The 24,046-nt window shown below is 67.7% G+C and carries 25 protein-coding genes; 12 read left to right on the forward strand and 13 right to left on the reverse strand.

Annotated features, from left to right (window positions below):
• The first annotated feature begins 4 nt into the window (after positions 1-4).
• Both N5D45_RS05165 and N5D45_RS05170 read left to right on the forward strand, forming a co-directional pair.
• The gene (locus N5D45_RS05165; protein WP_010481077.1) at positions 5-970 is read left to right on the forward strand and encodes a hypothetical protein; all 966 of its coding nucleotides are present in this window, start codon (positions 5-7) and stop codon (positions 968-970) included.
• The gene (locus N5D45_RS05170) at positions 967-1,341 is read left to right on the forward strand and encodes a hypothetical protein (protein ID WP_010481078.1); all 375 of its coding nucleotides are present in this window, start codon (positions 967-969) and stop codon (positions 1,339-1,341) included. The genes N5D45_RS05165 and N5D45_RS05170 overlap by 4 nt, the downstream gene beginning before the upstream one ends.
• Before the next feature lie 128 nt (positions 1,342-1,469).
• On the opposite strand, the gene accC is transcribed toward N5D45_RS05170, so the two are convergent.
• From accC to N5D45_RS05195, 5 genes are all read right to left on the reverse strand, one after another.
• On the reverse strand, positions 1,470-2,837 hold the full coding sequence (gene accC, locus N5D45_RS05175) for an acetyl-CoA carboxylase biotin carboxylase subunit (protein ID WP_010481079.1): 1,368 nt from the start codon (positions 2,835-2,837) through the stop codon (positions 1,470-1,472).
• 10 nt (positions 2,838-2,847) lie between these two features.
• Positions 2,848-3,327: an acetyl-CoA carboxylase biotin carboxyl carrier protein gene (gene accB / locus N5D45_RS05180; RefSeq protein ID WP_032129560.1), complete on the reverse strand. Its 480-nt coding sequence runs from the start codon at positions 3,325-3,327 to the stop codon at positions 2,848-2,850.
• A 53-nt stretch (positions 3,328-3,380) separates the two neighbouring features.
• Positions 3,381-3,806: a lysozyme inhibitor LprI family protein gene (locus N5D45_RS05185; RefSeq protein WP_049452977.1), complete on the reverse strand. Its 426-nt coding sequence runs from the start codon at positions 3,804-3,806 to the stop codon at positions 3,381-3,383.
• Complete coding sequence (aroQ, locus tag N5D45_RS05190) at positions 3,803-4,252, reverse strand: type II 3-dehydroquinate dehydratase (RefSeq protein ID WP_010481082.1); 450 nt, start codon at positions 4,250-4,252, stop codon at positions 3,803-3,805. The genes N5D45_RS05185 and aroQ overlap by 4 nt, the downstream gene beginning before the upstream one ends.
• Before the next feature lie 359 nt (positions 4,253-4,611).
• Positions 4,612-5,340 carry a DOPA 4,5-dioxygenase family protein gene (locus N5D45_RS05195; RefSeq protein ID WP_049452973.1) on the reverse strand — a complete coding sequence of 243 codons (729 nt, stop codon included), beginning with the start codon at positions 5,338-5,340 and terminating at the stop codon, positions 4,612-4,614.
• Positions 5,341-5,508: 168 nt separating this feature from the next.
• Between N5D45_RS05195 and N5D45_RS05200 the strand changes: the two genes are divergently transcribed.
• A complete protein-coding gene (locus N5D45_RS05200; RefSeq protein ID WP_279938525.1) occupies positions 5,509-6,336 on the forward strand; it encodes an isocitrate lyase/phosphoenolpyruvate mutase family protein in 828 nt (275 codons plus the stop codon).
• Between the two features lie 69 nt (positions 6,337-6,405).
• On the opposite strand, the gene N5D45_RS05205 is transcribed toward N5D45_RS05200, so the two are convergent.
• A complete protein-coding gene (locus tag N5D45_RS05205; RefSeq protein WP_010481085.1) occupies positions 6,406-6,939 on the reverse strand; it encodes a hypothetical protein in 534 nt (177 codons plus the stop codon).
• A gap of 127 nt (positions 6,940-7,066) precedes the next feature.
• On the opposite strand from N5D45_RS05205, the gene N5D45_RS05210 reads away from it, so the two are divergent.
• Together N5D45_RS05210 and N5D45_RS05215 are read left to right on the forward strand one after the other, a co-directional pair.
• A complete protein-coding gene (locus N5D45_RS05210; RefSeq protein WP_057502407.1) occupies positions 7,067-7,663 on the forward strand; it encodes an NAD(P)H-dependent oxidoreductase in 597 nt (198 codons plus the stop codon).
• Between the two features lie 16 nt (positions 7,664-7,679).
• Positions 7,680-8,273: a TetR/AcrR family transcriptional regulator gene (locus N5D45_RS05215; protein ID WP_029379726.1), complete on the forward strand. Its 594-nt coding sequence runs from the start codon at positions 7,680-7,682 to the stop codon at positions 8,271-8,273.
• A gap of 13 nt (positions 8,274-8,286) precedes the next feature.
• On the opposite strand, the gene N5D45_RS05220 is transcribed toward N5D45_RS05215, so the two are convergent.
• Positions 8,287-9,081 carry a D-alanyl-D-alanine carboxypeptidase family protein gene (locus N5D45_RS05220; RefSeq protein ID WP_053443589.1) on the reverse strand — a complete coding sequence of 265 codons (795 nt, stop codon included), beginning with the start codon at positions 9,079-9,081 and terminating at the stop codon, positions 8,287-8,289.
• Positions 9,082-9,202: 121 nt separating this feature from the next.
• Between N5D45_RS05220 and N5D45_RS05225 the strand changes: the two genes are divergently transcribed.
• Together N5D45_RS05225 and N5D45_RS05230 are read left to right on the forward strand one after the other, a co-directional pair.
• Positions 9,203-10,756, forward strand: coding sequence for an alkaline phosphatase (locus tag N5D45_RS05225; RefSeq protein ID WP_057502406.1), 1,554 nt, complete (start codon positions 9,203-9,205; stop codon positions 10,754-10,756).
• Between the two features lie 42 nt (positions 10,757-10,798).
• Positions 10,799-11,365 carry a GIY-YIG nuclease family protein gene (locus N5D45_RS05230; protein WP_057502405.1) on the forward strand — a complete coding sequence of 189 codons (567 nt, stop codon included), beginning with the start codon at positions 10,799-10,801 and terminating at the stop codon, positions 11,363-11,365.
• Between the two features lie 7 nt (positions 11,366-11,372).
• Here the strand turns inward: N5D45_RS05230 and N5D45_RS05235 are convergent, their stop codons facing one another.
• On the reverse strand, positions 11,373-11,516 hold the full coding sequence (locus N5D45_RS05235) for a hypothetical protein (RefSeq protein WP_167345302.1): 144 nt from the start codon (positions 11,514-11,516) through the stop codon (positions 11,373-11,375).
• Between the two features lie 99 nt (positions 11,517-11,615).
• On the opposite strand from N5D45_RS05235, the gene N5D45_RS05240 reads away from it, so the two are divergent.
• Entirely contained in the window at positions 11,616-12,515 is a 900-nt protein-coding gene (locus N5D45_RS05240) for a LysR substrate-binding domain-containing protein (RefSeq protein WP_010481100.1), read from the forward strand.
• 91 nt (positions 12,516-12,606) lie between these two features.
• Here N5D45_RS05240 and N5D45_RS05245 read toward each other — a convergent pair whose 3' ends face one another.
• The 3 genes from N5D45_RS05245 to N5D45_RS05255 all read right to left on the reverse strand — a co-directional run bounded on the left by N5D45_RS05245 (position 12,607) and on the right by N5D45_RS05255 (position 15,357).
• Complete coding sequence (locus N5D45_RS05245; RefSeq protein WP_279938526.1) at positions 12,607-13,323, reverse strand: ABC transporter substrate-binding protein; 717 nt, start codon at positions 13,321-13,323, stop codon at positions 12,607-12,609.
• Positions 13,324-13,385: 62 nt separating this feature from the next.
• Entirely contained in the window at positions 13,386-14,909 is a 1,524-nt protein-coding gene (locus tag N5D45_RS05250; RefSeq protein WP_057502404.1) for a carotenoid oxygenase family protein, read from the reverse strand.
• 25 nt (positions 14,910-14,934) lie between these two features.
• The gene (locus N5D45_RS05255; RefSeq protein ID WP_057502403.1) at positions 14,935-15,357 is read right to left on the reverse strand and encodes a DUF2141 domain-containing protein; all 423 of its coding nucleotides are present in this window, start codon (positions 15,355-15,357) and stop codon (positions 14,935-14,937) included.
• A 156-nt stretch (positions 15,358-15,513) separates the two neighbouring features.
• On the opposite strand from N5D45_RS05255, the gene N5D45_RS05260 reads away from it, so the two are divergent.
• From N5D45_RS05260 to N5D45_RS05270, 3 genes are read left to right on the forward strand one after another with little or no spacing between them, the layout of a single operon-like run.
• Positions 15,514-16,614, forward strand: coding sequence for a histidine kinase (locus N5D45_RS05260; protein WP_057502402.1), 1,101 nt, complete (start codon positions 15,514-15,516; stop codon positions 16,612-16,614).
• Positions 16,611-17,249 (forward strand): response regulator transcription factor, encoded by a 639-nt coding sequence (locus tag N5D45_RS05265; RefSeq protein WP_029550907.1) that lies wholly within the window; start codon positions 16,611-16,613, stop codon positions 17,247-17,249. The genes N5D45_RS05260 and N5D45_RS05265 overlap by 4 nt, the downstream gene beginning before the upstream one ends.
• A 22-nt stretch (positions 17,250-17,271) precedes the next feature.
• On the forward strand, positions 17,272-17,643 hold the full coding sequence (locus N5D45_RS05270) for a VOC family protein (RefSeq protein ID WP_019338950.1): 372 nt from the start codon (positions 17,272-17,274) through the stop codon (positions 17,641-17,643).
• A 64-nt stretch (positions 17,644-17,707) separates the two neighbouring features.
• Here N5D45_RS05270 and N5D45_RS05275 read toward each other — a convergent pair whose 3' ends face one another.
• A complete protein-coding gene (locus N5D45_RS05275; protein ID WP_019338949.1) occupies positions 17,708-18,547 on the reverse strand; it encodes an arylamine N-acetyltransferase in 840 nt (279 codons plus the stop codon).
• Positions 18,548-18,749: 202 nt separating this feature from the next.
• Between N5D45_RS05275 and N5D45_RS05280 the strand changes: the two genes are divergently transcribed.
• A complete protein-coding gene (locus N5D45_RS05280) occupies positions 18,750-21,290 on the forward strand; it encodes a methyl-accepting chemotaxis protein (protein WP_279938527.1) in 2,541 nt (846 codons plus the stop codon).
• 121 nt (positions 21,291-21,411) lie between these two features.
• Here the strand turns inward: N5D45_RS05280 and N5D45_RS05285 are convergent, their stop codons facing one another.
• Positions 21,412-23,934 (reverse strand): sulfite reductase flavoprotein subunit alpha, encoded by a 2,523-nt coding sequence (locus N5D45_RS05285; RefSeq protein ID WP_057502399.1) that lies wholly within the window; start codon positions 23,932-23,934, stop codon positions 21,412-21,414.
• Between the last annotated feature and the right edge of the window lie 112 nt (positions 23,935-24,046).

Raw genomic sequence — 24,046 nt, forward strand, 5'->3', positions numbered from 1 at the left:
GCCGATGGCCTTCGCTCCGACCCTGAAAACCTGGTTGCTCGTACTGCCGGCCGTGGCCGTGCTGGGCGTGGCCGGTTATCGGGCCAGCGGCCATGCCGCGACCTCTTCGCTGGCGTCGGCGGATCTGGCAGGTGGGGTGGCAGCCACTGACAGTGCGGCGCCGCTGCCGGTGATGCCGGAGGCGCTCGCGCGCCGCCTGGCACCCTTCGAGCGTGGCAATGCATTGCCGTCCGGGCTGCCCCTGGATCTCCGCGCCGATATCGAAGACGCCACCGACCTGTATGCCTATGCACAGCGGTTGCGTGTGCAGGCGGACGAAGGCAACCACGAGGCGCGCTGGATGCTCAGCCGTGTCTATGACTATTGCGCGCAGTACGCGGTCGATCCGGGTGGCTACCGCCTGGACAACAACGTGCTGGCCGGGCTGGGCCTGACCGCCGCGCCGGCGATGGTGCAGGCGCGCGAACGCGTCGCGCAGCGTTGTGGTGGTTTCGTGCCGGGCGACAAGCTGGGCACGGCCCTGGTGCTGTCCGAACGTCGCAAGGCGGCCGCACAAGGCAATCTGGCTGCAGAGGCTGCGTTGTTCGCCGAGGGAGAGCCGCTGCAGGACAGCCCCGAGTACCGCCGTGACCTGGTTGAACGGGTGCGCACCTCGCGCGACCCGGAGGCCTTCATGGCGATCGCACCGGGCATGGGCGTGCGCGCCTCGGGTGACCGTGCGCTCAACGGCCTGGTGGCGGGCGAGCAGCTCAGTGAACTCGCTTGGCGGCTTGCGGCCTGCGAACTCGGTCTACCGTGTGGGGCAGACAGTGTGCTGGTCAACAGTTTTTGTGCGAACGGAGGGATCTGTTCGCAGGATGGTACGCAGGATTTCCGGGATTTCGTGTATGACGCTGCGGTATCGCGGCAGGGCGCTGGGAAGATGAAGGAATGGATCAAGCGATTGGTTGGAAAGAGGAACGAGCAATGAACTACCGCCGATTCCTGCACGGGGCCAAGTTCTGGTTCTGGGTGGCCCTGTTCGTGGCCTACTCGGCCGGCGCGGTTGGCCTGTTGATGATCGATACCTATGAAGATCGCTACCGGCATCTGTCGAAGGTGGAACTGACCACGGTGAAGGCGCAGGAAGACGTGCGCCGTGCCGGTGCCAGCCAGGTGGCCGCGGTCTATCGCGCGCAGAGCGGCATGCCGTTCGCGTCGCTGCCGGCGGGCAGCACCTTCCAGGTGGTGTGGCCGGATGGTTCGACCGAGACCATGGTGATCGTCGACCCGACCTCGCCCAATGGCGTGCGTCCGCTGGCGAACTCGCAGATTCCGGCCGAAGCGGCCGACAAGCGCTGATGCGCCTGCTGTAGAGCCGAGCCCACGCTCGGCCGGGCTTCTGGCAAGCCGGGCAGGGACTCGGCCCTGCAGCAACAGAAAAGGGCGGGAATATCCCCGCCCTTTTCATGTCCAGCACCGGGCACCGATCAGGTCAGCGCGATCGGCTTGTTCTTGCGTTCGGCCAAACGCTTTTCCAGGTAGTGGATGTTCTGGCCACCGGCCTGGAAGCCCTTGTCGCGCATGATCCGCTGCTGCAGGGCGACGTTGGTCTTGATGCCATCGACCACCATTTCGCTCAGTGCCACGCGCATGCGGGCAATGGCGGTTTCGCGGTCCGGGCCGTGCACGATCAGCTTGCCGATCATCGAGTCGTAGTTCGACGGCACGCGGTAGCCACTGTAGATGTGGGTGTCCACGCGCACGCCGGGGCCGCCCGGCGGATGGAAGCCGGTGATGGTGCCCGGGCTCGGCACGAACGTTTCTGCATCTTCGGCGTTGATGCGGCATTCGATGGCATGGCCGGTCAGCACCACGTCACTCTGCTTGATCGACAGCTTCTGGCCGGCGGCGATCTTCAGCTGCTCGGCCACCAGGTCGATGCCGGTGACCATTTCGGTGACCGGATGTTCCACCTGGATGCGGGTGTTCATTTCGATGAAGTAGAAGCGGCCGTCCTCGTACAGGAACTCGAAAGTGCCGGCGCCGCGATAACCAATGCGGATGCAGGCTTCCACGCACACCTTGCCGATCTGCTCGCGCTGCTCGGCGGTGATGCCCGGGGCCGGCGCTTCTTCCACCACCTTCTGGTGGCGGCGCTGCATCGAGCAGTCGCGCTCACCCAGGTGGATGGCGTTGCCCTGGCCGTCGGCCAGCACCTGGATCTCCACGTGGCGCGGATTCTCCAGGAACTTCTCCATGTAGACCTCGCCATTGCCGAACGCGGCCTTGGCCTCGCTCTTGGTGGTTTCGATCGAGGTCTTCAGCGAGGCTTCGGCGTGCACCACGCGCATGCCGCGGCCACCGCCGCCACCGGCTGCCTTGATGATGACCGGGTAGCCGATCTCACGGGCGATCTTGGTGTTGGCGACGATGTCCTCGCCCAGCGGGCCGCCCGAGCCGGGCACGCACGGCACGCCGGCAGACTTCATCGCGCGGATGGCTTCGACCTTGTCACCCATCATGCGGATGGTGTCGGCCTTGGGGCCGATGAAGATGAAGCCGGACTCTTCCACCCGCTCGGCGAAGTCGGCGTTCTCCGACAGGAAGCCGTAGCCCGGGTGGATGGCCTGGGCGTCGGTGACTTCCGCTGCGGCGATCAGTGCCGGGATGTTGAGGTAGCTCTGCGGCGACGGCGCCGGGCCGATGCAGACCGACTCGTCGGCCATGGCCACGTGCTTGAGGTTGCGGTCGACCGTGGAGTGCACGGCCACCGTGCGGATGCCGAGGGTGTGGCACGCGCGCAGGATGCGCAGCGCGATTTCCCCTCGGTTGGCGATGACGACTTTGTCGAGCATGGCGTGCCCCTCAGCCGATCACGAACAGCGGCTGGTCGAATTCCACCGGCTGGCCGTTCTCGCCGAGGATGGCGACGATGGTGCCGGACTTGTCGGCTTCGATCGGGTTGAACATCTTCATCGCTTCGATGATGGCCAGGGTCTCGCCTTCCTTGACCTGCTGGCCCACGCTGACGAAGGCCGGCTTGTCCGGAGCGGACGAGGCGTAGAAGGTGCCGACCATCGGCGAGCGCAGCACGTGGCCTTCCGGCAGTGCCGGGCCCGGCTTGGCGGTGCCGCCGGTGGAAGCTTCGGTCGGCGACTGCATCGGCATCGCCTGCGGCGCCGGAGCAGCCGGAGCGGCATACACCGGGGCGGCGACCGGGGCGGCATAGCCGGCCACCGGGGCGCGCGACAGGCGCACCGACTCTTCGCCTTCCTTGATTTCGATTTCAGCCAGGTTCGACTCTTCCAGCAGGTCGATCAGCTTCTTGATTTTGCGGAGATCCATGGTGGCCTCTTTGCTCTTGATGTCAGTGTGGTGGGAAGCGCATCGCGCTCGGGTCAAAGCAGTTCGTAGAACTCGCGCAGCTGCCGTGTGCGGTCGCGCGCGAGGGTGATCAGGCAGCGCATCTGTGCGCCGTTGCGCGCCGTGCCATCGGAATTGAGGGCATAGACGGCGTTGCAGTCGTGGTCGCGCAGCTGCATCCAGGCACGCTGGGCCAGGACCAGCTGCTGCTCGGCATCGCCGCAATAGCTGCAGCCGCCACCGTTGGCGGGTGTGCGCAGCTGGCGCCGGGCTTGTGCATACACCGCATTGAGTTCGACATCAGCGGCTGCGGCCACGTCCGAGGCGCACAGGTCGCTCTCCATCGTGGTGGTCGGACGTGCGCAGTCGATGCCTTCGTCCTTGCGGTCGAACGCCGTGGCCGCACCGCAGAGACCGGCCCACGCCAGAACGCCGGCAAGCACGCGCGGCAGCACGTTCACGCGCGGGCCGCCTGCACGCGCAGCAGCGCCGCGTCCATCGCGTAGCGGTAGCTGTCGGCGCCGAAGCCGCAGACCACGCCCACGGCCTTGTCACTGAAGTAGCTGTGCTGGCGGAACGGTTCGCGGGTATGCGGATTGGACAGGTGGATCTCGATGAACGGCACCGCCACCGCCGCCAGCGCATCGCGCAGGGCCACCGAGGTATGGGTGAAGGCGGCGGGGTTGATCAGGATGAAAGCGGTTCCGTCGTCGCGCGCGGCCTGCACGCGGTCCACCAGTACGTGCTCGGCATTGGACTGCAGGCTCTCCATCGCGTGCCCGGCGGCCGAGGCCTGGGCCGCCAGCGCCTGGTCGATGTCGGCCAGCGTGGTGTGGCCGTAGACCTCCGGCTCGCGGGTGCCGAGCAGGTTGAGGTTGGGGCCGTGCAGGACCAGCAGCTTCGCCATGGGATCCGGAAGACGGGAAAGGGCGGCAGTCTGGCGGAACCGGCGGATGCTGTCCAGTTCGGCGAAGTTTGCTGCGTTTCAATCGTTTGTTTGAAACCTGCCGAAGCGCTTGCGGCCCTACGCGGGGCGGCGGATCAAGGCGCGCTGAACGCCGTGCGGGCGGGGGATGCGTGCACGTAGGGCGACGATGGCGGCAAGAGCCTTGCCGGGGGAGCCGCGCCACGCGTGGAAGAAGGAAGTTCGGTGCGCAGCAAGCTACGCACCCACCGGAGGGGGGCTCAAGGTGCGCAGCAAGCTACGCACCCACCGAAGGGCGTCCCAAGATGCGCAGCAAGCTACGCACCCACCGGAAAGGCGGGTCAGGTCTCCAGCGGCACCGTCGGTACCACGTTCGGGAACACCTCCTCCAGCGGCTCCCGTTCCCCCGGCTTCGGTGCCGGCCAGTTGTAGGCGTTCACCGGCTGCGCGCGGTTCACCCACAAGGCGTAATACAGGTGGTCGGCACGGCCATCACCGGTATTGGGGTGGATCAGGATGGTCAGGCCCAGGCTGTTGAGCTGCAGCCAGGGCACCAGCACCGGCAGCAGGTCGTTGGTGAAGCCGAAATAGAACGACGGGGTGACGTGTGGTCCGCGTGGCTCCAGGTTCCAGTTGCCCAGCTCCACCGGGAAGCGCTCGGCCGCCCAGCGTCGCAGCAGCGCAGCCTTCTCGAAGCTGTCCTCGTCGAAGTAGATATGCGCGTGATAGCTCTTGATGTCGGTGTAGGCGCGTGGGGTCGCGGGCAGGGTGGCTTCGCCGGGACGCACGCTGGCCGGGCGCAGGGTCGGTTCGCTGGCTGTGGCCTGGCCCCAGGGGCTGCGCCCTTCCGGCGCTGGCGGCACGATGACACGGAAGCCGGGGCGGCCAGGCTCGGTGGTATTCACCGCGTCGTTGCCGCGCGGTGCTGCGGTGCCGGTCGACGCACTGGCCAGGCCACCGGCGGCCAGACCCGCCGAAGCGATCAGGCGGCGCCGTGCCGGCGAGAGCAGGTCGGCCCAGTGGGCGTCATCATCGCCGGCGTCGATGAGGGGCTGCGGGTCAGGCTGCATGAAGGGCTCCGTGGCGGCACTGGTGTGGACAACCACGTACGCTCGGGCAGGGCTGCCGGTGGCGTCCAATAAGCAGGGGGCATCACTTCATGCATGGCCGGCTTCGATGCCATTGAGCGCGACCGCACGGCGGGCTAGGGTGCAGGTCTGCCGCCCCGGAGCCCTGCCATGACCTCGCCCGATGCCGACACACAGCACAAGCGCGCGTCTTTCCGCCAACTGCACGCGCAGGGGTGCTTCGTGCTGCCCAACCCGTGGGACGTGGGCAGTGCGCGCTACCTGCAGCGGCAAGGCTTCCTGGCGTTGGCCACCACCAGTGCCGGCTGCGCCTGGAGCGAAGGGCGGCCGGATGGCGCGGTTTCGTTGCCGGCCACGCTGGCGCATCTGCGCCTGATGGCGGCGGCGACCCCGTTGCCGTTGAATGCCGACTTCGGTGATGGCTTCGGCGCGACGCCGCAGGCGGTGGAGGAGGCGGTGGCTGCAGCGATCGACACCGGCATCGCGGCGTTGTCGATCGAGGATGCCAGCGGCGTCACCGATGCACCGCTGCGTTCGATCGACCAGGCGGTCGAGCGCCTGCGCGCTGCCCGTGCAGCCATCGACCGCGCAGGCGGTGACGTGCTGCTGGTCGGGCGTGCGGAGAATTTCTTCGTCGGCGTGCCGGATCTGCAGGACACCCTGCAGCGCCTGCGGGCCTATGCCGAGGCCGGTGCCGATGTGCTGTATGCGCCTGGCATCAGCACGCGCGAGCAGATCAGCGCGGTGGTTGCCACTGCAGGGTCAAAACCGGTGAGCCTGCTGGTTGGTGGACCGACACCGCTGAACCTGCAGGACATCGCAGCACTTGGTGTTCGCCGGGTCAGCCTGGGCGGTGCGCTTGCGCGTGCGGCATGGGGTGGGCTGATACAGGCCACACAGCCGATCGTGCAGGAGGGGCGTTTCGATGGGCTGCAGCAGGCGGCTTCCGGGGCCGCGTTGAACGCGTTGTTCCGCTAACGGACAGCCGGTAGATCCATGCCATGCGTAGATGGATGCGCCGGAGCGTACCGACGCCCAGCAATCGCGCTACAGCGTTTCCACTCCACCCCTGGGCAGCGTCACGCCAGGCTCCAGCGCTGGCAGCAGTTGCCAGAGCAGCTCAGGGTTGTCGAGCAACCCCGCGCCATCCAGATAGCTCCATTGCGCGGCGCCGACGCGGCGCACGGCGACCATGAACGAGGTGCTGCGGATCGGGGATTCACGTACGCGCAGCAACGAGTAGCGCGGGACGAAGCAGACCTCCTCGTCGCCGGCGGCATAGGTACGGGTCGGTACCCCAGCTTCGTCGCTGATGATGGTGACGCCGGCCTCGTGCAGCGCCTTGACCGTGTCGCGGGTTGATCGGGCGTATACCTCATCACCGCCGGCCAGGCGTTTCAGGCTGGGATGCGTGCGGGCGATGATCAGCTCGGCATCGCCGCGGGCGAACGCGGCCAGCATCCCCTGCACGTCCTGGCGCAGGGCGGCCGATTCGGATGGGGTGAGCTCGCCGGCTACGGCCGTCGGCGCCATCGTGGCCAGCAGCAGGAACAGCAGGGGAGCAAGCAGGCGTCGGTGCATCGTCGGGGACCTCCACGGGATGCGGCGCACTATACGGTGAACGCAAAAACAGCGTCCCATCGGTGGCGCTGGTGATCCTGAAATCATTACTTACTATTGGTAGGTAATGATTCCTGGAGATTTACCCATGCACAGTCTCATCGTCACCACCCACCCGGAAACCGGATCGCTCACCCATGCCATCGCCCAGCGCATAGGCGACGCCATCCGGGCCATCGGCGCCGGCAACACCGTAACCCACGCCGACCTGGTCGCCGAAGGCTTCGATCCGCGCTTCAACCGCGATGACCAGGCTCTGTTCCGCGGGACCGGCCCGGTTCCGCCCGATGTGGCGGCCGAGCATGCGCGGCTGGACGCCATCGATACGCTGGTGCTGGTCTACCCGCTGTACTGGTGGTCGTTCCCTGCCTTGCTGAAGGGATGGATCGATCGCGTGTTCACCCAGGGCTGGGCGTACCAGGACGGTGCCGATGGCAAGGTGCAGAAGAAGCTGCAGCGCCTGCGCGTGCATCTGGTCGGCGTTGGCGGTGCGGGCGCGGAAATGATCGAACGGCGCGGCTATGGCACGGCGATGAAGACCCAGATCGACATGGGCATCTTCGACTACTGTGGCGCGCGCGTGCTGTCGTCCGAACTGCTGCTCGACGCCGACAGCGGTGCCGCGCAGGCGCATCTGCAGACCGCCATGGAAATCGGCCGTAAAATCGGTACTCCGATGAGTTGATCACCGTGTTCCGCCGATGCCTGCCAACGCCGCTCCCACGCGCCGCCGATTGACCCGCGAGCAACGCGCCCGCCAGTTGCTGGACGTGGCCTGGGCGCTGGTTGGCGAAGAGGGCACCGACGCGTTGACGCTGGGACGGCTGGCCGAGGCGGCGGGCGTGACCAAGCCGGTGGCGTACGATCACTTCGTGACCCGCAACGGCCTGCTGGCCGCGCTCTACGATGACTATGACGGGCGGCAGACGGTGGTCTTCCACGAGCGTATCGGCCGCGCCCGGGCGCAGCTGGCCGACCGTGCGGCAGCCATCGCCTCCGGCTACATCGACTGCATCCTCAGCCAGGGCAGTGAAGTGCAGGGCATCCTCGCCGCGCTGGTGGGTGCGCCGGAACTGCACGAGGTGCGGCGGCGTTACCAGCAGGACTTCATCGACAACTGCGACGCCTGGCTGGGCCCGTTCGCCAGCGACGGCTCGGTGCCGCTGGCGGGACGCTGGGCGATCCTGGGTGCGGCTGAAACCCTGTCCGAGGGTGTGGCCGCGGGCGCGCTGGACAAGACCGACGCCGAGGCCGAGCTGCAGCGGCTGATCGTGGCGACGGTCAAGCGTCGCTGAGCCGCTTCGAAGGTCAGGCCCCGGCGGTACTGCCGGCCAGCGTGGCGAATCCTGCCGCCAGCTGATCGCGCACCCATGCGTCGCGCGCGTCGCGGCTCTCAGAGCCCAATACCACGGTGATCAGGCGTACCGGCTCGTCCCGCCCGTGTACCACCCGGCATGCGGTGGCGGCCAGGCAGAAGCCTGCGGCCTGGGTGTAGCCGGTCTTCAAGCCATCCACGCCGTCATCGCCAAGCAGGGCGTTCTGGTTGTTGCGGCTGAAGCTGCCGTGCGCGAACGCGCGCTGCGCGGTGACCGCCAGGATCTGCGGATGATCGTTCAACAGGCACGCGGCCAGCACCGCCATGTCGCGCGCGCTGGACGCATGATGCGGCGTGGTGATGCCGGAGACGCTGGCGAACCAAGTGCTGCGCAGGCCGAGCTGGCGCGCGTGCCGGTTCATGCGCTCCAGGAACGCAGGCTGCGATCCGTCCAGGTGGCGCGCGACCGCCAGCGCCGCGTCATTGCCGGAGACGATCATCAAGCCTTCCAGCAGGCGCGCGAGCGTGACCGTTTCGCCGGGCACCAGGCCCATGCGCGTTTCATCGTCGGCGACCGCATGCACGTCGTCGGCGGCGATGGTGACTTCGTCCTCCCACGAGCGCCCGCGCTCCTCGACACACTCGTAAGCCGCGTAGGCGGTCATCAGCTTGGTCAGCGAGGCCGGTTGCCTGGCGATGTCCGCGTTGTGCTGGTGAATCACTGCGAAGGTTGCCGCATCGAGGGTGATGGACGACAGCGGTGCACGCGCAGGAGCAGGAAGCGGCATGGAAACGACGATGACAGTGGGGGCCCTGGAGGATAGTGTGCGGCGGCTGCACGAAGCTGAAATATTGCAACGATATAACGTAACATCATTGCGGGCCGCCGATGGCCCGACGGGACATCCGATGACTGCACGCATTCCACGCCGCTGGCTTCATTCTTCGTTGCTGCTCGCGCTGGCCGCACTTGGCGGCTGCCAGCCCAACCTGCGCACCGAGGCTGTTTCCTCCGCCGAAGCCGGTCCGCTCAATGTGATCGTGATGATCAACGACGGTGCCGGCTGGGGTACCTGGGACGCGGCGGCCTACTGGCAGTATGGCCGCCGCGAAGGCGCACCCTATGCGGATTTCCCGCTGCGCCTGGCGGTAACCACCTTCCCGTTGAATGCCAGCAGCCAGCCGACCCGCGACAACGCACAGACGCTTGGCTACGACCCGGGCAAGGCCTGGGATGACACGCCGGTTCCTGCGCAGGACCTGCCGTTTGCCGGCTACCAGTACCTGGCCGCGGTGGCTACCGACAGTGCGGCGGCGGGCACCGCGTTGTCCTCGGGCATCAAGACCTACAACAACGCCATCAACTACAACAACGATGGCCAGCCGGTCGAGTTCAATACGCTGCGCGCCAAGCGCCTGGGCATGGCGACCGGTGTAGTGACTTCGGTACCGTTCGCGCACGCCACACCGGCCGCATTCGCAGCGCAGAACGAATCGCGTAGCAGCTATCACGCCATTGCGCACCAGATGCTGGCGCAGGGCCACATGGACCTGGTGATGGGCACCGGAGGCCCGGGCTACAGCGTCGACGGCCGCGCCTGCAACGAAGGCACGGACGCCGCAAACGCAGAGGGCTGCGCGAATCCATGGGAGTGGGTGTCGCAGCAGGATTGGCAGCAGCTGGAAGCGGGCAGCACCATCGCCGGCAATCCGGCGGGACCGTGGCGCCTGATCCGCAGCAAGGAAGCGTTCGCCGCGCTGGCGCAGGGACGGTTGCCGGCCGACAGGCCGCTGATCGGTGTACCGCGCGTGGCCAACACCCTGCAGCAGGCGCGCCGCCTGCAGGTGCTGGGCAAGGATGCAGCCACGCCTTCGGGAGTGAGGAAGATCGACAGCGTCCCCGATCTGGCGACCATGACCCGCGGCGCGCTGCAGTTCCTGCAGCAGCGCTCGTCCAAGGGGCTGTACCTGATGGTGGAAGGTGGCGCCACCGACTGGGCCGCACACACCAGTGCCTGCGGCACCGAATGGCATTACGGCCAGTGCAGCGATCAGCCGCAGTATGGCCGGTTGATCGAAGAGACCATGGAGTTCAATAACGCGGTGACGGCGGTGGTCGACTGGATCGAGCGTAACGGTGGCTGGGAGCGCAACCTGCTGATCGTTACCACCGACCACGACAACAGCATGCCGATGGGCCCGGATGCACAGGCCGTTGCCTTCTCTCCGGTACGCAACAACGGCCGCGGCCGCATGCCCGGGATCAGTTTCCGTCCCACCGGCAACCATTCCAATGCACTGGTGCCATTGTGGGCCAAGGGCGCGGGGTCGGAACTGCTGGGCAAGCGCGTGCGCGGCGTTGATGCCGGCTACCGTCAGCACGTGCGCTGGAACGACGGCAGTTACATCGACAACACCGACGTGGCTGCGGCGGTGCAGGAGGCGCTGCAGCGTCCACGGTAACGCCCGGTTGCACCCGGGCTGTTGTCGAGGCAGCCTGCGCACATGCAGTCGGATATCCGCATCGACGGTCGTGTCTTCGCCTACGTCTTCCCCTGTGCGTGGGAAGACTACGCGAAGATCGGTTTCTCACGTGATCCGCTCGGACGCATCAGCGCATTGCACCGGCGTTGGTTCGAGTTCTTCGACCTCGACGCCGGTGCACTGGTGGAAGCGGAAAGCGAGCGCGATGCGCGAGATCTGGAGCTGCAGCTGCGTTCGCCGTTCAAGGCGCACCGCGCGCCGGCGCCGATGACGGTCCAGGACAAGGCTGGAGGTCGCACCGAATGGGTACGTGGTGCCAACCAGGCCTTGTCGCATGCAATTCTCGCGTTGGGCGAACAAGGCTATCGCTGCTATCCACTGAAGGCGTGGCTGCGGGCCGCCCTGTGCCTGCGCATGGACCAGCTGCACGACTGGGCTGCGGTGCAACTTCCGGAGGAGGAAGGCCTGCGGCTGCCCAGTGGCCCCGGCGAGCGCGCGCTGCGTGACACCCTCGACGGTTGTCGGGCATTGGATATCGATCCGATCCCGTGGCTGCCTGAACACGTCCAACGCTGGTACGCAGGGTGAGGAGCGTTCAACGGGTTCTCGGCGGCTGAACAGGCGCAGCCGGTTGCTGCGCGCACTGCGGGGCAGGTGTGGTAGGGCTGGCCAGCTGGCGTGCCAGCTCGGTGCTGGCCACGTGGCCCTGCAGGAACAACAAGCCGCCGAAGATGTTCATGAGCGTGCCTCCACTTGAGTGGATTGCACGATACGGGCAGCATGGACGGGGAAAAAAGCGACATTTCCGCAAGCGTGCCTTGAGAGGAATTCAAGCCTGATGTCCCGCCCACCGCTCCATGCCCTGCAGGGTTTCGTGGCCGCCGCCCGGCTCGGCAACCTGTCGCGCGCGGCGGCGTCGATGAACCTGACCGTCAGCGCGCTCAGCCATCAGATGCGGCAGCTGGAAGAACGGCTCGGGCAGCCGCTGCTGATCCGCCAGCCGCGTGGTGTCACCCTCACCCTGGAGGGCCAGCGCCTGCTCGACCAGGTGGGTCCGCATCTGGATGCGATCAACGAAGCCTTCCAGCCCTATGCCGCACGTGCCGAGCACGTGCTGACGATCAGCGCAGTACCGTCGATGGCGTCGGCCTGGCTGGTGCCGCGCCTGGGTCACTTCGTGGCAGAGCACCCACAGATCGAGATCAACCTGCAGTCGAGTGAACGCCTGATTGATTTCGAGCGGCAGCGCCAGTTCGACGCCGCGCTGCGGCTGGGCAGCGGGCAATGGCCAGGTCTGGTGGTGGAGCCGCTGTTCGACGAATGGCTGCTGCCAATGGCGAGCCCGGCGCTGATCGAACGCATGGGAGGCGTCGACCGTGTGCCGTTGACCCAGTGGCCGCTGCTGGGTGATCCGGACGGGGCATGGGGCGCCTGGTTCGCGTTGAGTGGGCAGAGCCCGCCGTCGCGCTTCGTGGCGGTGCTGGATGATTCGGAGGCACACCATCGCGCCGCTCTGGATGGCGTGGGCGTGGCCCTCGGGCGGGTGACGCGGGCGCGGCTGCTGCTGGATTCGGGCCAGTTGGTCGCGCTGTCCAGCCAGCGCCTGAAGACCGACTGGCCACATTGGCTGGTGTACCCGCAGCGCTCGGCCAGCCATCGTGGCTTCCTCGCGTTCCGCGACTGGCTGCATGCGCAGGCCGCCGAGCACGTGCGGCACATGGCAGACGCGCATCTGTAGCGTGGCGCGGTGCTCGATCTTGCATCTGTAGAGTCGAACCATGCTCGACTGGTCTTTCGAAGAAGCAGGCGAGCATGGCCCGACTCTACAGTCACCGCACCAGCGTGACTGCCTGCCCGGCACGCGCGAACGCTTCGCCCAGCAAGGGACCGGTCTTGATCGCTTCCACCTCGTCGAACAGCGTCTGCAGTGCCTCGGCTGGGCGCGACGCTGGCGCCGCCACGGCCTGCTGGATCGCGGTGAAACGGTCGGCCAGCACGCGATGGCCGGGATGCGCCTGTGCCCAGGCCACCAGCGGCTGGCGCACGCCGGCGGCGGCATCCAGACGCTGCTGATCGAACAGGGTGATGGCCGCCGCCGAGGTCTCCGCCCGCTCGATCGTGGCGTTGCGCAGTTCACGGCTCAGGAACAGGTCATAGGCCGCGCCACGCCCCACCGCGATGCGCAGCCCCTCGCGGTCGAGGTCGGCCACCTGCCGCGCAGGGCTGTCCTCGCGAACCAGATAGGTGCCTTCGATCTCCACGTACGGGGCACTGAAGGCGATGCGGTCGGTGCGTGCCGGATCGATGGCCAGGAAAGCCAGGTCCCAGCCGTCTTCGCCCGCTGCGGCAACCACCGAGGCTGCGGCATCGTGGCAGGTGAAGCGTGCCTGCACCCCCATCCGTTGCGCCAATGCGGTAGCCAGTTCCAGCGAGGGGCCGCGCGGTGAGCGCGCATCGCCCTGTGCCAGCACCGGGTTGCCCAGGTTGATCGCCACGCGCAGGAAACCGTGCGGTGCCAGCGTACTTCGATGGTCGGCCAAGGACATGCAGGACTCCACGGGGCAGGGGAGACCCAGCATGCCAACAACGGTGTCCGCGTAGCGTGGACTCAGCCGTGCGCGGCGAAAGTGCCGTGGAAGCCCAGTGGCACCGCATACGGCAGCCAGGCCTGTGCCAGCGGGCCGTCATCCACATGGCGCGCATCCAGCACCGCCAGGCCACTGCGCTTGTTGACCGGGTCAAGCAGGGTGCCGATCAGCCAGCCATCATCAGCGTCGCGGCTGCCCGGGCGCGGTACGAACACATGCTCTTCGGCCATGATGTCCGGCCCGTAGTTCCACCGCTGGCGGCGCCCGCGATCGATGTCGAACGCAGCCACGGCGTTGAAGTACGGTGCGGTGGCCGGGCCGTCGATGGTCGGCGCATACAGCCGTGCGCCACGTGTGTTCGTCGAGCGCGGGTCGAACAACGGGAACTCCACCGCGCTGATGCCCAACGTCTCCCAGCGGGCCTGTCCACAACGCAGGTCCAGATGCAGCTCGACCAGGCTGGCGCCACTGTTGGCCGCATGTGCACCGTCACCGGCCATCGCTTCCTTCATCGGCGAGCGCGCCTCGTTGATGTCGTCATGGCGTACTGCGCGCAGCACGATGCCGCCATCGCGGGTGAACGCGTCGCCGAAGTGATAGATCGCCGCGAACGGGGCATCGAACCATTGCGCCTTGTCCGGCGCATCCTTGGCGACCACCGCGATACGCACAGGACGCTGCGGTGCGAACTGCATGCGCTCGAAGAAGCTGCCACCTGCGCCGGTGAAATCGAACGGCATCATCACGAACACCAGGTGCTGGTCGGTCATCGCGAAGGCATGCAGGTAGCCATGCTCGGGTGTTTCGATCACATTGGCGCTGCGCAGCTGGCCGTCCGCACCGATGTGCCAGACCAGCAGGCCATGGCCCCCCATCAGGCTGATCGAGCCGAAGTTCCAGAGGCTGCCGTCGCGATCGGTCAGCGGGTGCGCCGAGAACGGCAGCGCGGCCAGGTCCGGGCGCCAGGTGACCGGGCCGAGCGTCTGCAGCGAATCGGGGTCCACTTCGAACGCAGAACCGGATTCGCACAGCGCGAACAGGCGGCCATTGATCATCGTCACCGAGGTGTTGGCCACGTTGGCATCATCGTTGTTGCGTACCGCCAGCGCACCGGGAACGCTGGTGCCGGCAGCCGGATACTGGAAGCGGCCGGCCTTCTGTTCACGGGTGAATTTCGGCGTGGCGACCATGCGCCCGTGATGGGTCAGGCTGCCATCACTATTGAAACGCCAGCCATGCACCATGCCGTCGCCGTCGAACCAGTGGTCGTAGCGGAAGCCATCGCGCTCGGTCCACGCCGGGCCGTTGCGGTACAGCGTACCGGCCAGGCCTGACGGCAGCTTTCCCTGCAGCTGCACGGTGGCCGGGCCGAGGCTTTCGCTGCCGACGCTGCGCCAGCCGAGCAGCCAGGGGTGTTCCTGCATACCCTGCGCGAACCGCGCCGGGTCGCCGGCGAAGGCGGGAGCGCTGCGCAGCGCGGTGGCGCCCAGGGCCAGGCAGGCACTGCTGCTGAGCAAGGTACGAAGGAAGTGGCGACGGTCCATGGTGGCCTCGGGTCTGGATGCGGAATCAGCGCAGGGTGATGTCGATGGCGGCGCCAGCGGCTGGCACGTTGACGCGTGCTTCGTCGAAGGTCGGCTTGCGCATCACCTGCGGGTTGTTGCTGAAGCCGTAGCCTTCCACCGGCATGCCGACCAGGTTGATGTCGAGCTTGCCGTTGTCGTTCTCGTCGTGGGTGAGCAGCACGGCATAGCTGCCGGCCGGTATACCCTTGAACGTGAAGTGAGCGCTGTCGCCGCTGGGCGCCGCCTGCTGGGCCTGCACGGGCTTGGCCTTGCCGTCCCAGGCGGCACCGCTGTCGACCAGCGCAACGCGCAGGGTGCCGCTCTGCGCGTGGACGTCGTGCACGGTCACGGCCAGGTCGGCGGCGTGGGCACTGTCGGCCAGGGCCAGTGCAGTCAGGGCGGTGCTGAGCAGGGCGGTGCGGATCATGGCAGTGGCTCCGGAAGTGTGTGTGGCGGTGTGGCGCCAGTCTGGGTGGCGCGGTGCACGGGGTTCAGGGCCAGTGGTCATCGATTCGACGTGCCAGAAGTCACTTTCTGCGCTGGACCCATTGCCGCCGGCGTGTGCGGCGGTCAGCATCTGGCCATGCCCAGCCTGTTCCGCCATCTCTTGCGTCCTCTCAGCCTTGCCGGCCTGGTTACCGTGCTGGCGGTGGGCCTGTCGTTCGCTGTACAGCGCAACGGTGCCGGGCTGAGCCTGCTGCTGCTTGCCGTGTTCCTGTTGCTGTTCGTGGTGCACGGCTGGGCGTCGATGCCATCCCGCGTGCGCGCCGTCGCTGCGGTGTTGCAGGCGCTGCTGGCGGTTGCGCTGGTTGCGCTGCAGCCGCGTACCGGAACTGCTCCGGTGCTGCTGGTGGTGCTGGTCGCACAGCTGGCCGAGCACTGGCCGCCGCGCTTCGTGCTGGGCGTTGCGCTGCTGGCCAACCTGGCGGTGTATGCCGCGCTGCGCCACAGCGGCTTCAGCCAGCCGCTGCTGGTCGTGCTGCTCTATGGCGGCTTCCAGGCCTTCGCCGCACTGACCGCCCACTATGCCCGCAGCACGGCGCTGGCCCGCGATGACCTGGCCCGGGTCAACGCCGACCTGCTGGCTACCCGCGCGCTGCTGGCCGACAGCGCACGCGATGCCGAGCGCCTGCGCCTGGCGCGTGAGCTGCACGATGTGGCTGGGCACAAGCTCACCGCGATGCGGCTCAACCTGCGCGCCCTGGCCGCTGACCCAGCACTGGCCGGCCGCGAGGGACTGGTGCTGGCGGAACGGTTGTCCGGCGAGTTGCTGGCCGACATCCGCCAGGTGGTGCAATCGATGCGCGATGATCGCGGCCTCGATCTGGCCACCGCACTGCATGCGCTGGCCGCACCCTTCCCACGACCAAAGCTGCAGCTGCAGATCGGCGACGGGGTGCGCGTGGCTGACCCGTTGATGGCCGAGACCGTGCTGCGGCTGGTGCAGGAAGCCCTGACCAACGCCGCCCGCCACGGCAATGCAGACACCGTCTGGCTGACGATCAGTGAAGAGGATTCCCGGTTGCGTATCGATATCCGCGATGACGGCCAGCGCGCCGAACGCATCCGCGAGGGCAATGGCATCGCCGGCATGCGCGAGCGCCTGGCGGCCGTACAGGGGCGTTTGGAGCTGGCGCGAACCGCACAGGGCGGCATGCACCTGACCGCATGGTTGCCGGCATGAGTGGCGCCGCGATCCGCGTTGCCTTGGCCGATGACCAGGCGCTGGTGCGTGCGGGTCTGCGCGCGCTGCTGCAGGGCCTGGGGGTAGACGTGGTGCTGGAGGCCGAAGAGGGCCAGGCGCTGCTGGACGCGTTGGCTGCCCAGCGCGTGGATGTGGTGCTCAGTGACATCCGCATGCCCGGGATGGACGGCATCGAGGCACTGCGCCAGCTGCGCGCGCGCGGTGATGCCACGCCGTGCCTGCTGCTGACCACCTTCGATGAAAGTGATCTGCTGCTGCGTGCCAGCGAGGCCGGCGCACAGGGCTTCCTGCTCAAGGACGCCGTGCCCGCAGACCTGCGTGAAGCGATCGAGCGCGTCGCCGCGGGGGAAACCCTGCTGTTGCCGGTCAGCACCGAGCCGGTGCGCGCCCGTTACCGCTTCCACGACGAAGCACCGCCCACCGATACCTTCGGGGAACGCGAAGTGGCGATCCTGCGCCTGCTGGCTGGTGGATACAGCAACAAGGAAATCGCGCGCAGCCTGTTCCTGGCCGAAGGCACGGTGAAGAACTACGTGTCGGCCATACTCGACAAGCTGGGCACCCGCGATCGCACCCGTGCAGTGCTGAAGGCGATTACCCTGCGCATCATCTGAGTGGACCGAGCAAGGCGTGCCAGTGAACCCGATCCTGCATGTGGAAATCCCGGCCAGTGACCTGGACCGGGCCATCACGTTCTACCAGCGGTGGCTGCAGGTCGCGGTGGACGAACCTATCGTGCTGCACGACTGCCGGATGGCTTACCTGCCGTTCTCCGATGACGCCGCCGGTGCCAGCATTGCGCTGGTGCACGGCGCGGACTACCGGCCCTCCGAGCAGGGCGCCCGCATCTACATCGGCGTCGATGACCTGGATGCGAGCCTCGACCGTGCACTGCAATCGGGAGCTGAGCTGCGCTTCGGCCCGGCCGACGCGGGTGACTGGCGTGTGGCCGAGATCCGCGACAGCGAAGGCAACCGCATTGCGCTGCAGGCACGCGCAGCTCTGTAGAGCCCGCCCACGCTCGGCTGCTGTTGGCCCAGCCGCTCCAGCTCAGCCGAGCATGGGCTCGGCCCTACAAGGTCGCGGCGCGCGAGCGCTGCAGCCAGTCATTGATGGCCGGGTCCAGTCGCGGGTCGTCCGGCAGCTGCATGCCGAAGCGCTGCTGCAGCACGTCACGCACATCACCCACATCATGCAGCGGGCGCTTGTCCGGCGCCTGCCCGGGGCGGTACTCGGTGTAGTTGCCGCTGCCGATGGTGCGGCGCCAGTCCGGTCCGGTCAGCGACACGCGTAGCTGGCCCGGGAAGCTGGAATCGGGGTGGGTGCATACGTACCAGTTGCCCACCACGTTGTCGATCGGTGCAGGCGCCTGCAGATCGAAGCGGTACATCGCCCGCCAGCCGTCGCTGGATTCGGCTGACAGCACGAAGTCGCCCTCGTCAGGCAGACGCTGCAGCAGATAGCGCTCATGCGGCGTGGCCTGCGGCTGCGCATCGTGCAGCCGCAGCGGCACGGTCGGGGTCAGGCTGCCGAAACCGGCATCCACCAGCCAGTCGTCCCCATCCACATGCACGCGCAGCAGCAGATGGGTACGCGCGGTCAGTTCGCCGTCATGCGCTGCCAGCAGCACGCGCGCACTCAGCGGCTGCGCATCAAAGCCCAGTGCCTGCAGCAGGGCCAGCAGGCCGCCATTGAGTTCGAAGCAGTACCCACCGCGGCGGTCGTCAAGCAGCTTGCGTTGCACGCTGTCCAGGTCGATCGGCACCGCGTCGCGCAGCAGGCAGCTGAGGGTCTCGAAGGGCAGCAGTGCGTTGTGGCGCTGCTGCAGCAGGGTCAGGCCAGCCAGGGTCCGCGGTGGCGGCGCATCCAGCTGCAGGCGTTGCAGGTAGCGGGGGACATCGAGCGTCGTCATGGAGGCACCGGGCGGGGAGGAACGTCCACTGTGCTCCCCCAACCGGGGTTGAGGTCAAGCGCGGCGCCCGTGTCATGCCCCCGTCGCTTGCACCCTGTACAAAGGCCGCGTCCACCCGCGACGGGGGGACCCGGACGAAGAAGGCGCTAAAGTTGCCCTGAATCCGGCCGATACAGGTGCGTCTTTCCGCCTGGAGTCTGTCATGTCGGCCGTTGTCCCCCACCTCCGGTCCCTGCGCACGCGCCTTGCCGCGTTGCACTCGGCGTCCCCCGGCCTGCTGCGCTGGCTGCAGCCGCATCGGCTCAGCGTGGCCAACAAGCTCAAGGCGACCCTGTGGGTCTGTGGCCTGGGCCTGGTCGCGATCGCCGCTGTCTACGCCTGGACCGGCCATGCCAACGCACTGGCTGCGCGCAGCCAGGCCAGCTACCAGCGCGGCAGCGATCTGGCCGCCAGCCTGTCTACGCGGGTGGCCGAAGCGCGTCGCCTGCAGACCCAGTATGCACGCAGTTTCGATGATGCCGACCGCGCGCAGCTGCTGGCCACGCAGAAGGCACTGCAGGCCGATCTGCAGGCGCTGCGCGCGACGCCGATGGATACTGGCCGGCGCAAGGCCCTGCAGGCGCTGACCGAAGCCGCCGACGCGTTCTCGCAGGGTGTGGCCGCCCTGTTCGAACGTGTCGACGAGATGGGTCGTGGTGATGCCGGCCTCGCCGCGCAGCTGCAGCAGGCCGCCGATACCCTGCAGGTACAGGTGGATGCGCTGCAGCGGCCGTCGTTGGCGTTGTCACTGCAGAAGATGCGAAGGCAGGAGGCACTGCTGCTGCTCGACGGTGACTCCACTCACGCCGACCGCGCCAGCGAGGAAAAGCTGCCGTTCGACCTCGCGCTGGCGGGCCTTCCCGCAGATGCGCAGGACACCCTGCGCACCGGGATGGAGGCGTATCAGGCCGCATTGCTGGGGTATACCGCTGCCCGCGTCGGCCTGGATGTGGAAGCGCAGTCGCTGCTGGATACCGCCGCGGGCGTAGCACCGGCGCTGGCCGCCTTCCAGCAGGCGCAGGTGGCGGCGCTGGCCACGGCGCAGGCGCGCCAGCAGGCCGGTGCACGCACGATGAGCGTGCTGTTCGCACTGACCCTGCTGCTGGTGGCCGGCGTGCTGATCACCAGCCTGATGCTGGTGCTGCGTGCGGTGCGCCAGCCGATCCAGGACACCCTGCGCTTCGCCAGCGATATCGCTGACGACCGCCTCGACACCACCCTGCGCGTCTACAACGCCAATGATGAGATCGGCCAGCTGGCCCAGCGCTTGGTCGACATGCAGCAGCGCCTGCGTGCGCGCATCGAGACCGAGCGTGCCGTGGCGCGCGGCAATACCCGGGTGCGCCAGGCATTGGACAGCGCGCAGACCGGGCTGATGGTGATTGATGCGGAAGGGCAGGTCGCCTACGCCAATCCGGCGCTGCTGGAGCAGCTTGACCTCCAGGTTGAAGATCTGGTGGCGAGCGATGCGGTACGCCTGCATCCGGCACTGGCCAGCCTGGCCGGTGTGCGCCAGCGCGAGGAGCGCGAGATCGGCCATGCAGGGGTGCGCTACCAGCTGATTGCCAACGCCATCATCGACGAAGGTCAGTTCCTTGGTGTGGCGGTGGAGTGGCGCAGCCGTGCGCTGGAAACCCTGTTGGAAACCGAAGTGGCCGCACTGGTCGACGCCGCCGCGCACGGCGACCTGCACGGGCGCATCGCGCTGGAGGGAAAGCAGGGCTTTGTGCGTACGTTGTCGACCAGCATCAATCGCCTGTTGACCACCTTCGAGACCAACCTCGGCGATCTGCAGGCGCTTCTGGCCGCGCTGGCCCGCGGCGACCTCAGCGTGCGCATGGAAGGTGAGCTGCAGGGCGTGTTCGCACGCATGCGCGACGATGCCAACGCCACCGTCGCGCAACTGGGCCGCATCGTCACCCGCATCCAGCACGCCACGTCCAGCCTGGATGCCGGCGTTGGCGGGATCGTTGCCGGTCACCATGACCTGTCGCAGCGTACCGAACAGCAGGCGGCCAACCTGGAAGAGACGGCAGCGTCGATGCACGAGCTGACCGATACCGTTGGCCGCAATGCTGATGCCGCGGGCCGTGCCGACGTGCTGGTCAAGGGCGCGGCGGCAGTGGCCCAGCGCGGTGGCGAGGCCGTTGGCCAGGTGGCCGCGACCATGCAGGGCATCAGCGAGGCCTCGCGACGGATCGGCGACATCACCCAGCTGATCGATGGCATCGCTTTCCAGACCAACATCCTCGCGTTGAATGCTGCGGTGGAAGCCGCGCGCGCGGGTGAGCAGGGCCGCAGCTTCGCCGTGGTGGCCGCAGAAGTGCGCCTGCTGGCACAACGCAGCGCGGAGGCGGCCAAACAGATCAAGGGCCTGATCGAGGATTCGGTGGCGCGTGTGGGCCAGGGCAACCAGCAGGCCGAACAGGCCGGCACCACGATGGGCGAGATTGTCGGCAGCGTGCAGCAACTGGCGGATCTGCTGGCCGGTATCCGCAGCGCGTCGCAGGACCAGCATGCCGGCATCGCCCAGGTGAACCAGACCATCGTGCAGATGGAAGCCAGTACCCAGCGCAACGCCAGCCTGGTGGAAGAGGTGGGTGCTTCGACAGCGCAGATGCAGGCGCAGGTGCATGCGCTGGCGGAAGCGGTGGGCGCGTTCCGTCTGCAGTCGATGCCACAGGCGCGCGCTGCGGCGGCCTAGCCTGCGGTTCCTTGTCGGCTGGCCGGGAATCAGCCGAGCGTCGGCTCGGCTCTACATCGGCTGCAGGCACACTGTAGAGCCGAGCCCATGCTCGGCTCAGGCCAATGCGCGCTGGCAGGAATCAATACACGTCGCGACGGTAGCGGCCGTTCTCCAGCAGTGTTTCCACCGCCTCATCACCGAGTGCTTCACGCAGCACCTGGTCCACGCCTTCGGCCATGCCCTGCAGCGAACCGCACACGTGGATGACTGCACCACGCTGCATCCAGTTGCGCAGGGCATCGGCCGCCGCACGCAGGCGATCCTGTACATAGCCACCGTCGCCATCGCGCGAGAACGCCAGGTCCACCCGCGCAAGATGACCATTGGCCTGCCAGGCCTCGATCTCGTCGGCGAACAGGAAGTCATGCGCGCGCTGGCGTTCGCCGAACAGCAGCCAGTGCCCGTCCTCGCCTGCATGCGCGGCTTCGCGCAACAGGCTGCGCAGGCCCGCGATGCCGGTGCCGTTGCCGATCAGCACCATCGGTGCACCGGCGACGCGGTGGAACCCGGGATTGCGGTGCACGCGGGCGACGAGACTGGCACCGATCGGTGCATGCAGCGACAGCCAGCCCGAGCCGAGCCCGGCGCGGCCCGTGTCGTCGTGCACCAGTCGTACCACCAGTTCCACCGCGCCATCCTCGGTGCACGAGGCGATTGAATATTCGCGTCCGGGCAGCATCGGCAGGCCGGCCAGCCATAGGCACGGATCCTGCACCGCCAGCGCGGCGTCGGCCTCGGGCAGCTCGCGTTCACTGGCCAGCGCCAGCAGGGTGCGTGGGTGGCCGTCCACCAGCAGCGGCTGTAGCGGATCCAGCCCCTGTGCCTTCAACACCGCGCTGGCATGCCGCGCGTTGTGCCGGGGCGCGATATGCAGGATGTCGCCCGCCTGCCACTGCACCTCGGCCGGTGGCGCAAGACAGATGCGCCAGATGGCGCCGCCCACGCTGCCCGGGTTGAGCCGGTCGCGGCCGAGCAGCCGCCACTCATGCATCTGCGTGGCCGCCGGCAGCACGCTGTCATCGGTGGCGATGCCGGTCAGCGCGCCCAGCTGCAGCTGCCATTGGCGCAGCGCCGCGACCGAGGCGGCATCGACTTCGATGCGGTCGAACAACGGGCGCGCGCCGTTGCCGAGCAGCCAGCCATCAACCTGGCGGCCGAAGCCGCAGTAGTGCGGGTACTGTCGATCACCCAGCGCCAGCAGTCCAAACTGCAGGCCTGACAGGTCGAGTGTCTGTGCCATCAGCCGTCGTGCAGCACCTCGCGCCGCATCCGGTGGTTCGCCATCGCCGAAGGTGCTCAGTACCAACAGCGCCTGCGCGGTGCATGCCAGCTGCACGGCATCGACGCGGGCCAGCGGCAGCACCTGCACCGCATGACCGGATGCCTGCAGCTGCGCGGCTGCGCGCCATGCGAGTTGTTCGCCCAGTCCGCTCTGGCTGGCATGCACCACCAGCCACGGCGTGCCACCGCCATCGGCAGGCGTTGCTGGCAGCGACTGGCGCAGGCCACGCGCAGCGCGCTGGCTGCGTCGGCGGTCCAGATAGAGCATCCAGCCGCTGATGAAGAACAGGCTCATGCCCAAACTGCTGAGCATCACCACGACACGCCCGGGCACGCCGAAGTAGCTGCCCGAGTGGAGCGCGAACACGCTGGTGGCCAGCTGCGCGCCGACGCCCTGGCGTGCATAGGGGCGGGCATCGAGCGTGGCACCCGTGCCTGGGTCGAGCTGCAGCAGATCATGCGCGCGGTCATGCTGGCCGCCGCGCTGCGACGGATCACCGGCCATCACGCGTACATTCAGTGCCTGCCCGGGCTTCTCCGGCAGGCGCAGGTCGATGTAGCCGGTGCGCACGCCGGGCAGTGCGTACAGCGTGGCTTCGACGCGTTCCAGGTTCAGGGCGGCGCCGGTGGCGATCTTGTGCTTGGCGGCCGGTGCGACGCCAAGCAGGGTGTTGGCGGCGCTGCGATACCAGTCGAAGGACCACCACAGGCCGGTCAGCGCACTCATCAGGTAGATCAGCAGCACCCACGTGCCGACCACCGAGTGCAGGCTCCACAGGAAGCCACGGCCGCTGCGCTTCCATTCCACCGCCAACCAGCTGCGCCAGTGCCACCAGCGCCGCGGCCAGCGCAGATAGAGGCCGGACAGGGTGAAGAACAGCAGGGCGATCGCACAGCTGCCGGTGATCCATTTGCCGCGCTCGCCGGCGGCGAGGTGGCGATGCAGGTCCTCGACGAAATCGAAGAACGCCTGCCCGCGCAGGGCGCTGAATCGCTCGCCGCTGTACGGATCGAAGTAGACCCAGTGTTCCTTGCCACCGGCGAAGCGTGCCACCGAGGGCCGCAGCCCGGTGGCATCCACGCGCAGGCGCTGCAGGGGGCGATTACTGTCGGCCTGCAGCAGCGGCACCAGCTCGCTCAGTTCAAGCGGAAGCTGACCGTCGGCATGGTGCTCGGCAATCTCGGCGAAACCGGGATTGGCCGCCCGCAGCAGTTCATCCTCGAAGGACAGCACGGCGCCGCTGAGGCCCATCACGGCCAGTACGGCGCCGGCGGTGATGCCCAGCAGCCAGTGCAGTTGGAACAGGACGTTCTTGAACATCGAAGGAGGAGGGCCAGGAAGGCTGCCGCCCGCATCCTGCGCAACAGCAAATGAGAATTAGTCGCGGAATTCTCCGTGGCGGACGGGCTACGGTCAAGGAGGGTTTTGTTGC

It is taken from the genome of Stenotrophomonas sp. GD03819 (genome assembly GCF_029841665.1).
GTDB lineage: Bacteria > Pseudomonadota > Gammaproteobacteria > Xanthomonadales > Xanthomonadaceae > Stenotrophomonas > Stenotrophomonas geniculata.